Source organism: Pseudomonas sp. UTLPPB19802 (assembly GCF_059730225.1).
In genome coordinates this window covers 911,388-925,820 of the sequence record NZ_AP048545.1, presented here as the reverse complement: position 1 = coordinate 925,820, position 14,433 = coordinate 911,388, and the positions used below count along the sequence as shown (strand labels likewise).

The 14,433-nt window shown below is 64.0% G+C and carries 14 protein-coding genes; 8 read left to right on the top strand and 6 right to left on the bottom strand.

Features of this window, described 5'->3' with window-relative positions; translation table 11 throughout:
* The first annotated feature begins 69 nt into the window (after nucleotides 1-69).
* The 6 genes from AC6I6U_RS04140 (at nucleotide 70) to AC6I6U_RS04115 (ending at nucleotide 8,482) form a co-directional block, all read left to right on the top strand.
* The gene (locus AC6I6U_RS04140) at nucleotides 70-2,004 is read left to right on the top strand and encodes a type VI secretion system Vgr family protein (protein WP_497880787.1); all 1,935 of its coding nucleotides are present in this window, start codon (nucleotides 70-72) and stop codon (nucleotides 2,002-2,004) included.
* A gap of 15 nt (nucleotides 2,005-2,019) precedes the next feature.
* Entirely contained in the window at nucleotides 2,020-2,445 is a 426-nt protein-coding gene (locus AC6I6U_RS04135; RefSeq protein WP_497880786.1) for a DcrB-related protein, read from the top strand.
* Between the two features lie 3 nt (nucleotides 2,446-2,448).
* Entirely contained in the window at nucleotides 2,449-6,885 is a 4,437-nt protein-coding gene (locus AC6I6U_RS04130; RefSeq protein ID WP_497880785.1) for an RHS repeat-associated core domain-containing protein, read from the top strand.
* Nucleotides 6,882-7,646: a pentapeptide repeat-containing protein gene (locus tag AC6I6U_RS04125; protein ID WP_497880784.1), complete on the top strand. Its 765-nt coding sequence runs from the start codon at nucleotides 6,882-6,884 to the stop codon at nucleotides 7,644-7,646. Before AC6I6U_RS04130 ends, AC6I6U_RS04125 begins: the two co-directional genes overlap by 4 nt.
* Before the next feature lie 28 nt (nucleotides 7,647-7,674).
* A complete protein-coding gene (locus AC6I6U_RS04120) occupies nucleotides 7,675-8,052 on the top strand; it encodes a hypothetical protein (RefSeq protein ID WP_497880783.1) in 378 nt (125 codons plus the stop codon).
* 109 nt (nucleotides 8,053-8,161) lie between these two features.
* A complete protein-coding gene (locus AC6I6U_RS04115) occupies nucleotides 8,162-8,482 on the top strand; it encodes a hypothetical protein (RefSeq protein ID WP_497880782.1) in 321 nt (106 codons plus the stop codon).
* On the opposite strand, the gene AC6I6U_RS04110 is transcribed toward AC6I6U_RS04115, so the two are convergent.
* The 6 genes from AC6I6U_RS04110 to AC6I6U_RS04085 all read right to left on the bottom strand — a co-directional run bounded on the left by AC6I6U_RS04110 (nucleotide 8,483) and on the right by AC6I6U_RS04085 (nucleotide 12,776).
* Nucleotides 8,483-9,016 (bottom strand): hypothetical protein, encoded by a 534-nt coding sequence (locus tag AC6I6U_RS04110; RefSeq protein ID WP_497880781.1) that lies wholly within the window; start codon nucleotides 9,014-9,016, stop codon nucleotides 8,483-8,485.
* A complete protein-coding gene (locus AC6I6U_RS04105) occupies nucleotides 9,013-10,308 on the bottom strand; it encodes a PAAR domain-containing protein (RefSeq protein ID WP_497880780.1) in 1,296 nt (431 codons plus the stop codon). Before AC6I6U_RS04105 ends, AC6I6U_RS04110 begins: the two co-directional genes overlap by 4 nt.
* An 18-nt stretch (nucleotides 10,309-10,326) precedes the next feature.
* Entirely contained in the window at nucleotides 10,327-10,758 is a 432-nt protein-coding gene (locus AC6I6U_RS04100) for a DcrB-related protein (protein WP_497880779.1), read from the bottom strand.
* A 199-nt stretch (nucleotides 10,759-10,957) separates the two neighbouring features.
* Complete coding sequence (locus tag AC6I6U_RS04095; protein WP_003213368.1) at nucleotides 10,958-11,233, bottom strand: HU family DNA-binding protein; 276 nt, start codon at nucleotides 11,231-11,233, stop codon at nucleotides 10,958-10,960.
* 187 nt (nucleotides 11,234-11,420) lie between these two features.
* A complete protein-coding gene (locus AC6I6U_RS04090; RefSeq protein WP_497880778.1) occupies nucleotides 11,421-12,569 on the bottom strand; it encodes an NAD(P)/FAD-dependent oxidoreductase in 1,149 nt (382 codons plus the stop codon).
* A gap of 39 nt (nucleotides 12,570-12,608) precedes the next feature.
* Complete coding sequence (locus AC6I6U_RS04085; protein ID WP_497880777.1) at nucleotides 12,609-12,776, bottom strand: rubredoxin; 168 nt, start codon at nucleotides 12,774-12,776, stop codon at nucleotides 12,609-12,611.
* Nucleotides 12,777-12,968: 192 nt separating this feature from the next.
* On the opposite strand from AC6I6U_RS04085, the gene AC6I6U_RS04080 reads away from it, so the two are divergent.
* Nucleotides 12,969-13,532, top strand: a complete 564-nt coding sequence (locus AC6I6U_RS04080) for a chorismate--pyruvate lyase family protein (RefSeq protein WP_497880776.1) — start codon at nucleotides 12,969-12,971, stop codon at nucleotides 13,530-13,532.
* The gene (ubiA, locus tag AC6I6U_RS04075) at nucleotides 13,532-14,422 is read left to right on the top strand and encodes a 4-hydroxybenzoate octaprenyltransferase (protein WP_497880775.1); all 891 of its coding nucleotides are present in this window, start codon (nucleotides 13,532-13,534) and stop codon (nucleotides 14,420-14,422) included. Before AC6I6U_RS04080 ends, ubiA begins: the two co-directional genes overlap by 1 nt.
* Nucleotides 14,423-14,433 lie beyond the last annotated feature (11 nt).

The following is a 14,433-nucleotide window of genomic DNA, read 5'->3' as shown; positions in this document are numbered from 1 at the left end:
AGTATCTGTAGGAGCAGGGCTTGCCCGCGAAAGCGCCCGCCCAGCCACCACAAGACCCAGAGATAACCGATGCTATTCACACAAGCCACCCGCCTGGCCCAGGTCCACAGCCCCCTCGGGCCGGATGTGCTGCTGCTCAAGGATATGGGCGGCGGCGAGGAACTGGGGCGGCCGTTCGAATACGAATTGCACCTGACCTCCACCGACGGCGCCATCGACCTGAACCAGCTGCTGGGCAAACCCATGAGCCTCTCCCTGCAATTGCAGGGCGGGGCCAGCCGCTATTTCCACGGCATCGTCGCGCGCTGCAGCCAGAACGTCGACACCGGCCAGTTCGCCAGCTACCAGGTCACCCTGCGGCCCTGGCTCTGGCTGCTGACCCGCACGTCCGACTGCCGCATCTTCCAGCACATGACCATCCCGCAGATCATCAAGCAGGTGTTCCGCGACCTCGGTTTCTCCGACTTCGAAGACGTGCTCAGCCAGCCCTACCGCGAGTGGGAATACTGCGTGCAGTACCGCGAGAGCAGCTTCGACTTCATCAGCCGGCTGATGGAACAGGAAGGCATCTACTACTACTTCCGCCATGAAAAGGACCGCCACGTGCTGGTCCTGGCCGACGCCTACGGTGCCCACCACCCGGCGCCCGGCTATGAGTCGATTCCCTATTACCCGCCGGATGGCCAGCACCGCGAGCGCGACCATCTCAACGGCTGGCAGTTGGCCCAGGAAGTCCAGCCCGGCTCCCTGGAGCTCAACGACTACGACTTCCAGCGCCCCAGCGCGCGAATCGACGTGCGCTCGACCATGCCGCGCCCGCACAGCGCCGGTGACTACCCGCTGTACGACTATCCCGGCAGCTACGTGCAAAGCCAGGACGGCGAGCATTACGCCCGCACCCGCATCGAGGCGATCCAGAGCCTGCACGAGCGCGTGCAGCTCAACGGCAACGCCCGCGGCATCGGCGCCGGCAACCTGTTCAGCCTGACCGGCTTCGGCCGCCAGGACCAGAACCGGGAATACCTGATCGTCGCCGCGCGTTACTACATCGCCCAGGAAAGCCTGGAGTCCGGCACCGGCAGCGCCGGCTCGCAGTTCGAGAGCAGCCTGACCTGCATCGACGCCCAGCAGAGCTTCCGCCCACTGGCGAACACCACCCGGCCGATCGTGCGCGGCCCGCAGACCGCCGTGGTGGTCGGCCCTGCCGGTGAAGAAATCTGGACCGACCAGTTCGGCCGGGTCAAGGTGCACTTCCACTGGGACCGCCACGACCAGTCCAACGAAAACAGCTCCTGCTGGATCCGCGTGTCGCAGGCCTGGGCCGGCAAGAACTGGGGCTCGATGCAGATCCCGCGGATCGGCCAGGAAGTCATCGTCAGCTTCCTCGAAGGCGACCCCGACCGGCCGATCATCACAGGCAGAGTCTACAACGCCGAACAGACGGTGCCCTACGACCTGCCCGCCAACGCTACCCAGAGCGGCATGAAGAGCCGTTCGAGCAAGGGTGGCAGCCCGGCCAACTTCAACGAAATCCGCATGGAGGACAAGAAGGGCGCCGAGCAGTTGTACATCCATGCCGAGCGCAACCAGGACATCGTGGTCGAGGTCGACGAAAGCCACTCGGTGGGCCACAACCGCAACAAGAGCATCGGCCACGACGAGACCGTGCTGATCGGCAACAACCGGGTGCGCATCGTCCAGCACCAGGACGTGCTCACCGTCGGCCAGAGCAAGACCGACAGCATCAGCCAGAGCTACCTGATCGAGGTGGGCGACAACCTGCGGCTGGTCTGCGGCGCCAGCGTGCTGGAGCTCAACGCCAGCGGCCAGATCAACCTGTGCGGCGTGCAGATCAGTTTCCACGCCAGTGGCGACGCGCAATTCAACACCGGCGGCGTCCTGCATCTCAATAACGGCAAGGGCGCCGACGCCACACCGGAAGGTGACGGCGTGAAAAGCACGATCGACGCCAAGGTGGCATCGGCTTTTCCAAAGGCCAAGTAAAAAGGACTTCATGCCATGACCTATCGCCTCAACGAGTTCCAGTTCCAGCTACCCGACAGCGAGTTGCTCGACGCCTCGATCAACATCCTCAAGTTCCCGGAACTGGGCACTTCGCTGATCGTCAGCCGCAGCCTGCTGGCGGAGGGCGAGGATCTGCGCAGCAACTTCGACAGCCAGCTCAAGCGCCTCGAACAGCAGGTCCAGGAGCTGCGCTACCAGCCGCGCCAGGACATACGCCTGGGGGCGGATCAAACCCTCGACGCCATCGAGTCGCGCAGCCAGTACAGCAAGGGGGCGGACAAGGTCTACCAGTTCCAGCTGGCCTTCGTCCTGCCCGGCACGCGCAGGATGACCGCCCTCAGCTACGTCAAGGCGCAGCCGCTGGGCGATGCCGAAGCCGCCCACTGGGCCACGATCAAGCACAGCCTGGCACTGGCCTGAGCCATGTCCGACGCACTTTGGGCCGCCCGCCTGGGAGACGGGCTGGAACACACTTCGGTGATGGCCGACATCATCGGCGGCGTGCTGGAGGTGGCGGCCAACGTCGCCATCGGTGCGCTGGCGACGGCCGCGGTGGTGGCGGCCACCGGTATCACGGTGGCCACCGGCGGTATCGGTGCCTGCCTGCTGGGTGCGGTGGTCGGGGTGATCGTCGGTGTAGTCATGAGCAAGACCGGTGCTGACAAGGGCCTGAGCGACATGTGCGAAGGGATCGGCAATGCGCTGTTCCCGCCCACGGTGCAGGCGACCATCCTGACCGGCTCGAAAAATACCCTGACCAACTCGATTCCCGCCGCGCGAGCCGCAGGGACTGCGCCACCGCCGGCACCGGCTGGCGGCGTGCCCGGCAGTGAAGCCGCCGAAGAACCTGAGGAAGCCGCGTCGGAGGAGGAAGGTCCCGGTTTCCTCGACATGGCCAAGGGTTTCTTCTCGCAGATGTGGCGGCCCACCGTCGCCAGCCCGGCCCCCGGCACCGAGCCCAAGCCACTGGACCTGGTGACCTGCACCAAGCATGCGCCGATGCCGCAGCAATACCTTGCCGAGGGCTCGGAAAAGGTCAGCATCAATGGCCAGCCGGCCGTGCGCAGCGGCGATCGCAGCACCTGCGACGGCAAGGTGGTGTCCTCCGGCACCATTTCGCCGAACGTGACCATTGGCGGCAACTCGGTGGTGGTGCGCGAGATCCGCAGCGGCAAGACCCCGGGCATCGGCCTGGCGGTCACCGTGTTGATGATGCTCAAGGGCGGCAAGGGCAAGTTCATGAGCAACCTGCCGTGCATGCTGCTCTCGGGGGTGAACTCGTTCGTCGTCAGCCAGGCCACCGGGGCCCTGACCCAGGCCATCGCCGGCTCGCCCAACCCGGTGCACGCCGCCACCGGCGCCAAGGTGCTGGGCGGCGAGGACGAACTGGACTTCGTCCTCCCCGGCATCCTGCCCATCGACTGGCAACGCTTCTACAACAGCCGCGATGAACGCCAGGGCAGCCTGCTCGGCAGCGGCTGGAGCCTGCCCTATGAGACCTTCGTAGACATCGAGCCCCATCCAGAGGGTGGCGAGCGACTGATCTACACCGACGAACAGGCGCGACGCATCGACATGGGCTCGATCCCACTCGGTGGTGCGGTGTTCAGTGCCGGCGAAGGCCTGGCGGTGCGACGCAACAGCAATGGGCAACTGCTGATCGAGAGCGATGACGGCTTGTACCGCCTGTTCGAGCCGACCCTGGCCAATCCTGCCCATCTGCGCCTGAGCCAGCTGGGCGATCGCAATGACAACCGCATCTATCTCGACTACGACGAGTCGGGAAAGCTAGCCCGGCTGCGCGACACCTTCGACCTGGTTCAGGTAGAGCTGATCTACAGCCCGCAGTGGCCACGACGGGTCGAACAGATCGAACGCCTATACCCCGATCAACAGCGCGAAGTGCTGGTCAGCTATGCCTACGATAACGGCGGCGACCTGGCCGAAGTCCGCGATGCCCTCGGCCAGGTCCAGCGACGCTTCGCCTATGACGAACACCGGCGGATGGTCGAACACCAGTTGCCGACCGGCCTGCGCTGCTTCTACCAGTGGGCGGAGGTGGGCAACCGCGAGTGGCGGGTAGTTCGCCACTGGACTGACGATGGCGACGAGTACCTGTTCGACTACGACCTGGACAGCGGTACCACGCGAATCACCGATGGCCTGCGCCGGATCAGCCTCCGGCGCTGGAACCCGCAGCACCAGATCACCGAATACACCGACAACCTCGGCCAGACCTGGCAGTTCGAATGGAACGACGAGCGCCAGTTGCTCGGTGCCATAGACCCACAGGGCGGGCAGTACCGCTACAGCTACGACGAAGCCGGTAACCTCAGCGACAGCCTCGATCCGCTGGGTCGCAGCGAATCGACCGTGTGGCTGGAACACTGGTCCCTGCCCCTGGTAGAAACCGACAGCGCCGGCCACAACTGGCAATACCGCTACGACCCACGCGGCAACTGCACCCACGAGACCGATCCGCTGGGCCAGGTCACCCGATACCGCTATGACGCCCGAGGCCAGGTGGTGCAGATCATCGACGCCAGCGGCAAGCGCAAGACCCTGCAGTGGAACGACCTCGGCCAGTTGACCGAGCATATCGACTGCTCCGGCTACCCGACCCGCTTCGGCTACGACCGCCGCGGCTACCTGCAGGTGGTCACCGACGCCCTCGGCGAACGTACCACCTACCAGCATGATGCCCAGGGCAACCTGCTGCAGAGCACGCTGGCCGACGGCCGCGTCGAACAGTACCTGCGCGACAGCAGCGGCCAGTTGACCGGCCATATCGACCCGGCTGGCCACACTACCGCCTACCAGTACGACCGTCGCGGCCAGGTGCGCCAGCGCATCGATGCCGTCGGTCGCCAGGTGCAGTTCAGCTATGACGCCTACGGCCGCCTGCAGGCGCTGACCAACGAAAATGGCGAGAGCTATCGCTTCCTCTGGGATGCAGGCGACCGCCTGGTCGAACAGCAGGACCTCGACGGCAGCGCACGGCGTTATGCCTACAACGGGCTGGATGACGTTACCCGCGTGGAGTACATGCCGGCCCCATTCGGCAGCGGGCTGGCAGCAGTGCCGAACGAGCCGGTCAAACCTATCGTCCACCAGTTGGAACGCGATGCCGTCGGTCGCCTGGTAGCCAAGGTCACCGACGATGGCCGCACCGAATACACCTATGATCCGGTCGACCAACTGACCGCCGTCAACTTCACCGACAACGCCGGGCAGGCCCAGAGCCTGGGTTTCGCCTACGACGCCCTCGGCCAGTTGCTGGAAGAACAGAGCGCTGCGGGTAGCCTGCAGCACCATTACGACGAACTGGGCAACCTGCAGCAGACCCAATTGCCGGACGGTCGCTGGATCAACCGCCTGTACTACGGCAGCGGTCACCTGCACCAGCTCAACCTCGACGGCCAGGTGATCAGCGACTTCGAGCGCGATCGCCTGCACCGCGAGGTCCTGCGCACCCAGGGCCAGCTCAGCACCCGCAGCGACTACGACCGCAGCGGCCGCCTGCGCTCACGCCTGCGCCGGCCCGCCGGCCCGCCCACGGCGCTGCCGGCCCCGGTACAGAAACACTTCGACTACGACCCGGCCGACAACCTGGTCGGCCGCCTCGACCAGCAGCCACGCGGCGACCAGCGCCAACTGCTGCACTACGACGCCACCGGACGGATCATCGCCAGCCAGGACAACGTCCAGGGCCAGAGCGAAACCTTCGCCTACGACGCCGCCGCCAACCTGCTCGACGGCCCGGCGGCCGGAGCCGGCCTGGTGGTGCACAACAAGCTGCTGACCTACCAGGACAAGCGCTACCGCTACGACGCCTTTGGCCGGATGATCGAAAAGCGCAGCGGCAGCCGACGGGTGCAGCGCTTTGCCTATGACGCCGAGCACCGGCTGATCGAAGTCCACAATCAGGAAGGCGCCCGTGAGACCGTGGTGCGCATGCGCTATGACCCGCTGGGGCGGCGTATCGAGAAGACCGAGCAGGACAGCAGCGGGTATCCGCTGGGTGAGACACGTTTTACCTGGGATGGGTTGCGGCTGTTGCAGGAGCATCGCAATAGCCAGAGCAGCCTGTACCTATATGCAGAAGGTTACGAGCCGATGGCCCGGGTCGATGGCCTGGGTGCACTGCAAAAGATTCGTTACTACCACAACGACGTCAACGGTCTACCGCAGCAACTGACGGAGAGCGACGGCCATACGCTGTGGCAGGCGCGCTACAAAGTCTGGGGCAACACCCTGGAGGAAGTGCGCGAACCGTATTACATCGAGGAACAGAACCTGCGGTTCCAGGGTCAGTACCTGGACCGGGAAATTGGGCTGCACTACAACACCTTCCGGTTCTACGATCCGGACATCGGGCGGTTCACCACACCGGATCCGATTGGGCTGCTGGGTGGCTTCAATCTTTATCAATATGCTCCCAACCCATTCGAATGGATCGACCCGTGGGGCTGGGCTCCTTGCAGCGCAACAACGAAAAAGCTGCAGGGGCACGCAAACGCCGCTCGCAAGGCAATATATAAGAACCCGCAACGTTCCTTGACCGTCAAACAACGTGCGGCGGTCAAACGAGCCTACGACAGGGGTGATCTTGGACAGGCCCGCTCACGCTACAGACGTTATGTGGGCCAGCGAATCGACGCCGAATTCAAACGTCGCGTCCAGGCGGACCCAGAACTGGCACATCTCAACGTTTCAAAATCGGGTCAACGATTACCCGACGTATATGATCCGAAAGACAAGTCCTGGTGGGACCTGACAACCAAAGCTGACTGGGCCAGAGGCACACACCAGCGCCGGTATGGCGACTGGGGAAATGGCTACGAAGGAGTAACGTGGTGAGCAACCGAACCGAATCGCAACTGCTGTCGGGAATCAAACGCGAAGACTGGGCACTGCCCGAGAAAACCCGCTTCGAGCAGACCCTGATCAGGGAATGCGAGCTGAAGAAGACCAATCTTGCCTATCCAATCTTCGATCAGTGCCTGCTGGAAGACTGCATGTTCGATAAGAGCGACTTTTCCAACGCACGTCTCTTCAACACCACCGAACTTGTGCGATGTACTTTCAAGAACATCGACTTCCGAGCCGCAGGCCTCAATGACAGCGTGTTTCGCCAGTGCACCTTCATCAAGTGCGACTTTCGCCAGAGTCCTTTCAATGACTGCGCCTTGATCGATTGCGTGTTCGACACCTGCAAAATCATCGATAACACTTTTAATGTGGGGAAGCTGGAAAACTGCAGTTTTTCCGGCAAGCTCCAGGAAGTGAACTTCGTCGCCGAGCAACCGAACACTACGCTCCTGGCTGATTTCAGTGCCTGCATCCTGGACTACGTCACCTTCAAGAACTGCAACCTGGAACATATCTCACCGCCCACGGACAGCCGGCACCTCTACTTCCAGGACCTGGCCGAGCGGGCCAAAAAGGCTCTGGCCCAGGTAATGGTCCAACCTGAGAGCCCGATGAACAATCTACTCAAGCGCCGGTTGAAGAACCTGGCTATCCAGCGTGGTGGTATCTTCAACCTGAAGAACCTGATGGAGATCGAGGGGCAGGAATTTGCCGATCAACTCATCGCGCTGCTGCGGCAGCCCGGCTAGAAACCTCACACCCAGGCGCTACGCAACCATGAAAAGCCAGACAACACTCCATGCGCTACTGGCCCTGATACTCTGCGTCATGTGCCTACCCACACACGCCGCCACCTGGCAGATCTGCCACCTGGACCTGCGCGTCACCGAGGTTGTGAAGCAGCCCTACCCGCAGCTACAGGCCCAGGTCCTGAAAGCCAGCCCGCAAGCGACAACGGTCGAGTGTCCGGAGACAGGCACGAGCCTCACCTTCACCCCGGAAACGCCCGACTACCAAAACACCCTGCCACGCAAGCGCTGGCCTGGAAAGGGACAGACGGTACGGGTCGACTACCGCTACCTGGACGGCATCTGCAAGGGCGATGGCAACAGCCATCCGTGCCGTATCAAGCACTACCCCGTCGTGGGTCGCTGACGTCGATCAACGGGTGCGACTTCACGTCCCGATGTTCTGTTTGCGGGTTGTTCACAATCGTGGTCTATTCTTGAGTCTTCGGCAGGATCGTCAACATGGGAGATGGCGTATGGATGCACGAGAAAGAGCGTTGATGCGGGCCAGCGTAGCGCTGGGGTTGCTGGTCAGCACGCTGAAGAAGCATGACCTGGGCGCCCCGCTATCCCTGGATGATCCCCTGCTCAGGGACATGCTCAGGCAACTGCAGGAGAACCTGCAGGAAGCCGAGGCCAATCATGCGGTGTCCAGCGCCATGATCCCGTTGAACAAGGCGTTCGCCCAGGGCACGCTGCTCAATGCCGGCAACGTCGGCGCCCTGCTCAATCACCTGAAGAAGGTCGACGCCCTGCTCAAGGACGCCGGCCACCCCGCACAGGCAATGACGGCCTAGTCAGGCATTGGCCGGAACGAAATCCGGCCCACCGAGCTTGTCCCGTACCATCAGCGCCGACCGCATCAGCGGCGTCCACATGCCATCCGGACTGTTCCAGGCCGCGCCCGCCCAGCGGGTGTCGGCCTGCAGGTCGGCCTTGCGACTTTCCAGCTGGCGCTTGAGCGCCACCGCCACGCTGCCCAGGTCAATGTCGAACAGGTCGCCATAGGGGCCCTGCGGCTGCTTGCGCTGCTTGTCCTGGCAGAAGCGGTAGTACCAGACCCAGTCATGGGCGATGTAGATCGCCCGGTTGCGATCCGGATAGGTCGCCAGGATAGTCAGCAGGGCCGCGACGAAACGCGTCGGGAAGCTCGCATCGTAGGTCTGGCGCCAGTAAGGCAGGATCAGTTGGTCGAAGGCCGCCACCACGTTCTGCGGCTCGTCGTTGTCGACCTTGGCTTCGAGGAAGTAGAACGGCTCGCCGACCAGGAACTTGTCCAGTTCGTCGTTGGCCAGGGCCAGTTGCAGCACGTTGTCGAGCGGGTTGTTCATTGGATTTTCACTACATCGTGGGTCGACATCAGCACATTGACGTCATTACCGTGGGAAATCGGCACATTGTCCAGCACCGCCTCGCGCATGCCACCCGGATGGGTCAGGCCGCCCGGGCGCCAGAGCGAGTTGACACCACCCTCGTTGCCGGTGGGCATCAACACCTTGGGGTTGTCCAGGCTCACCATGTAGATGTCCTTGCCCACCAGCGATCCGGGATCGTAGCCCAGGGCCGACTCCAGCACCGAGACATCGCCGGCCTTCTGGTACTCGGCCACCACTGCCTGCAGGTCGGATTTTGCCATGACGAACTTGTTCGGGTTGAACGAGCCGTACTTGGGGTTGGAGATGTCGTCGGCGGTGAACAGAAAGCCACCCCCCTCGTCCTTGAAGGTCTGCAGGTGCTTGTCGATGTAGGGCCCCTCAAGGTAGTCACTCGGCGGAGGCCGACTGCCCTTGGGAATCGCCATGATATCGGCTTCGGTCATGCCGGCCTTGTACGCCGCCGCACGCGGCGTTGGCGTCTCGGCGAGGCGGGCCATCTTCGGCCCCATGCCCAGCAGGGCCAGGCCGGCGACACCCTGCAGCAGGTCGCGGTAGCCCGGCCCCAGGCGGTCGCCCAACTGGCCCAGCAGCTCCATGCCACCCATCATCGCCCCGCCAATCACGACGAAGCCGCCCAGGGCCGCGAGCCCGGTCATCGCCGCCAGGATCGCCGCCCCACCGAGCGCCGCCAGGCCCAGGGCTTCCAGGCCGGTGTGCAACCAGCCCTCGATGTCCAGGACGAACGCCACGGCCACCGTCGGCCCGCCGATGAAGGTGTTCGGGCTGCCGGTCTTGATGTGCGCGCCGCAGCTCATCTTGCTCTTCAGACGGGCTGCCGGCTGGCCGTTGATGTAGACCGTCGCGCTGCCTTCGGCGATCTCGACGTTGAACGGCCAGTACGGATGGTTCAGCGGCAGGCCCGAGCAGGAGTCCGCCGCGTCGACCCCGGCACGCATGGCGTTGCGGCTGTTGATGAAGACGTCCTGGCTACCGAGTATCAACGTCCCGGTCGTCGGTTCGGGCAGGTCGAAAATGGTGGTCAGGCCCTTGACGATCTGGAACATCGACAGCCCGCCAGCGGCGATCGAACCGGCCATGATCGCCAGTGCCACACCACCGGTGGCCACCGTGGCGGCCACCACTGCGGCGCCGATCAGGGCGCCGGCGACGGCACCAGCGACCATCGCGGCCACGCCGAAGCCATGGGCTATCTCATCGCCGAGACGGGCGGCGGCCAACATGTCCATGCTGTCGAGGGGCGCCGGTCAGGTCTGGGGTTGCAGCTTGAGCGTCTGCAGTGCCGCCTTCCAGGCCGGCTCGTGGTGCACGAGATCGTTCGGCGTGGTGGTCAGGGTGGCGATCAGCCCCACCGGCCTGCGGTCGATGAACACCTGGCGCAGCATCAGTTCACGGCCTTCGCGCTGCCAGCTGTAGTCGAGCAGCACGGCGGCATGGTCGCTCAGGACGAAGTCCCAGCGCTTGATCAGGTTGAAACCGGGCAACTGCTGTCCGGCACTTTTCAGCTGGGCATCGACATAGTCGGCGAACGGCAGGTCACCGCGGCTCGGGTCGCGGCTGATGACGAAGCTGGCTTCCCGCGCGCCACCGACGGCGGGCAGCTTGAAGATATTGATGCTCTGGTCCTGCCAGGTCTCGGGAATGTCCAGCTCGGCTTCCTGAAGGCGGTATGCAGTCATGGTCGAAGACGCTTTTCCATGCAGGTGGATGACTCGATGAGCCGCGAATCTTCAAGCAATAACTGGTAACAATCAAGGTAGCCAGCGGCGAGCCATGACGCCGCTCTCATTTTTTGTGCGGGCAATGAAAATGGGCACCCGATCCGATCGGCGTGCCCATTTTTCCCCAACGCTCCCCTTGCTCCGGGAGTACTGCCGCTTACGGGTTGACGCTGTCTTTGAGCGACTTGCCCGGCTTGAACGCTACGGTGTTGCTGGCCTTGATTTTCACTGGCTCGCCGGTTTGCGGGTTCTTGCCGGTGCGGGCGCCGCGATGACGCTGCAGGAAGGTGCCGAAGCCCACCAGGGTCACGCTGTCTTTGCGGTGCAGGGCGCCGGTGATTTCTTCGAGAACCGCGTTGAGTACACGGTTGGCTTGTTCTTTGGTGAGATCCGCTTTTTCAGCGATTGCAGCGGCGAGTTCTGGTTTACGCATAGTGAAGCCTCTTTGACGGTTTTTTGTTTTTATGTCCGTGCTGTTCTTCCGGAACAGCGCCCAAAGCGCCGCAGGCTCTACGCTGCGACAGACGGGAGGAGAATGGCACGGCGCCGAGCCCCGCGCCAGTCTGCCTGCGACCTTTGTAGAAGCAATAACCGGGTGTTTACGACAGAAGGAGCGTCATTTACGCCAGCAGCGCCGGCAGTTCCTTGTTCAAGGCCAGTTTTTCCGCGACCGCACCGCCGGTCAGGGCGTAACCGAGCAGGCGACCGCTGGCATCGCGGCACAACGCCTTGATATCGGCCCCCTGCCCCTCGACGGTCCATACCCCTTCCGTTCCCCGTGGCGGCGGTGACACCACCAGCGGGCAGACAGGCGTCTTGACCGTGATCGGCATCGCCCCGTAGGTCACGGCGGCGGGGTTGCCGGCCAGGGTCTGGGCCAGGGCACGGGCGCAGCTCATCAGCGGCATCACGTACAGCAGGTTCAAGCCGTCGACTTCGGCGCAGTCGCCGAGGGCGTAGATGTTGGCATGGGAGGTGCGCAGATGGCGGTCGACCACCACCCCACGGTTGACCTGCAGGCCGGCCGCCGCTGCGAGGTCGATACGCGGGCGCAGGCCGATGGCCGACACCACCACGTCGCAGTCCAGGGTTTCCCCATCGGACAGGTGCGCCTGCAGGTGATCGCCGACGCGCTGCAGGCGGGTCAGCACCGGCCCGAGATGGAACCGGGCACCAAGGCTTTCCAGGCCGGCTTGCACCGCCGTCGCCGCAGCCGGATGCAGCAGGGTCGGCATGACCTGTTCGCAAGGCGCCACCAGGTCGACCTCATAGCCGCCCAGGATCAGGTCGTTGGCGAACTCGCAGCCGATCAGCCCCGCGCCGAGCAGCAGCACCCGCTGCTTGCCGGCCACCGCGGCACGAAAGCGTGCGTAGTCTTCCAGGTCGTTGATCGGGAAGATCGCCTCGGGCGCATCGCCCTCGACCGGCACCCGCACGGTTTCCGCGCCCCACGCCAGGATCAGGTCGCGATAAATCACCGCTTCCTCGCCGATCCACAGGCGCTTGTGGCCGGGATCGATGCCACTGATGCGGGTATGGGTGCGCACTTCGGCCTTGAGTTGCTCGGCCATGGTGCCGGGCTCGGCCATGCTCAGGCCGTCGGCGTCCTTGTTCTTGCCAAAGCCGGTGGACAACATGGGCTTGGAGTAGGAACGCCCGTCATCGGCGGTAATCAGCAACAGCGGGGTTTCGCCATCGAGCTTGCGAAACTCCCGGGCCAGGTTGTAGCCGGCCAATCCGGTACCGATGATCACGACAGGTGCGCTCATGCCTTTCTCCACGTCCATGGTTGTTTGAATTTTGCTCAATCAGGCGATTTCGATCATTTCGAAGTCCGCCTTGCCGACGCCGCAGTCCGGGCACAGCCAATCCTCGGGCACATCTTCCCAGCGCGTACCGGCGGCGATGCCGTCGTCCGGCCAGCCCTCGGCTTCGTTGTAGATCAGGCCACAGACCACACATTGCCACTTCTTCATGCGTTACTTCCTCGTTTCCCAGGCTTGGTTGGCACGGACGATCGATGGGTGCCGCGTTGTCGTCCGGCTCAGGGCGTTTTGTACTGACCGAAGCCGGCAGATGCAAGCATGATCTAGTGGCCTGCGTGGCTAATTGGCCGGATACCCTGTGGTAAGCTCGCGGCCTCACTGGCTGCCGATCAACTGCCCATCGTGTCGCACAACGCCCCCATTCCGGCCTCTCCCGCCTGGTTCACCCGGAACCGACTGGAGTCTCCACCCAGCACTCGAACCCTCGACTGGCTGTTCGACGAAGGCTCACTGACCCGACGCCTGACCCGACTGAGCGACAACGCCTTCAGTGTCACGCCGCTGTTCGAAGGCTGGCAACCGCTGCGCGACGACGAGTGCACCGCCCTCGAACTGCCGCCGCAGAGCCTGGGCTGGGTGCGCGAGGTCTACCTGCGCGGCCACGGCCAACCCTGGGTATTCGCCCGCAGCGTGGCGGCACAGAGCGTCCTGCGCCAGGGCGGCCTGAACATGGATGAGCTGGGCAGCCGCTCACTGGGCGAACTGCTGTTCTGCGACCAGGCGTTCGAGCGCCAGGCGATCGAGGTCTGCCATTACCCGGCGCCATGGCTGCCGCTCGAACATCGAACCGACAATCTCTGGGGCCGGCGTTCGCGCTTCAATCGCGGGCCGTTGAGTCTGCTGGTGGCGGAGATTTTCCTGCCAAGCCTGTGGCACGCCGTCGATGCCACCCAGGAGCCTTGCTGATGTACCTGAACCTGCTCAGATCGCTGAATCGCCTGCACCCACGCGCCTGGGACTTCCTGCAGCTGACGCGGATGGACAAGCCCATCGGCATCTACCTGCTGCTGTGGCCGACCTTGAGCGCGCTGTGGATCGCCGCCAAGGGCGTTCCCTCGCTGAGCCACCTGCTGATCTTCGGGCTCGGCGTGGTACTCACCCGCGCCGGCGGCTGCGCGATCAACGACTTTGCCGATCGCAAGGTCGACGGCCACGTCAAGCGCACGGAGCAGCGGCCAATCGCGGCGGGCCGGATCAGCGGCAAGGAGGCGGTGGCGGTGTTCGCCCTGCTGATGGGCATCAGTTTCGTGCTGGTGCTGTGCACCAATGCCACCACCGTGTGGTTTTCCTTCGGCGCGTTGGCCCTGGCGGCCTGCTACCCGTTCATGAAGCGCTACACCTACTACCCGCAGGTGGTGCTGGGTGCCGCCTACTCCTGGGGCATCCCGATGGCCTTCACCGCCCAGGACGGCAGCCTGCCGGCGGCGGCATGGCTGTTGTACATCGCCAACCTGATGTGGACGGTGGCCTTCGACACCTACTACGCGATGACCGACCGCGAGGACGACCTGAAGATCGGGGTGAAATCCACCGCCATCCTGTTCGGCGATGCCGACCGGGCGATCATCCTGACCCTGCAGGGGCTGATGCTCGGCTGCCTGTTGCTGGCCGGCTCGCGCTTCGAGCTGGGCGTCTGGTTCCACGTGGGGCTGCTGGTGGCGGCGGCATGCTTCGCCTGGGAATTCTGGATGACCCGCGATCGCGATCCGCAGCGCTGCTTCAAAATGTTCCTGCACAACCATTGGGCGGGGATGGCGATCCTTATCGGGGTGGTGCTGGATTACGCGCTGCGCTGAGCCGGGAAAGC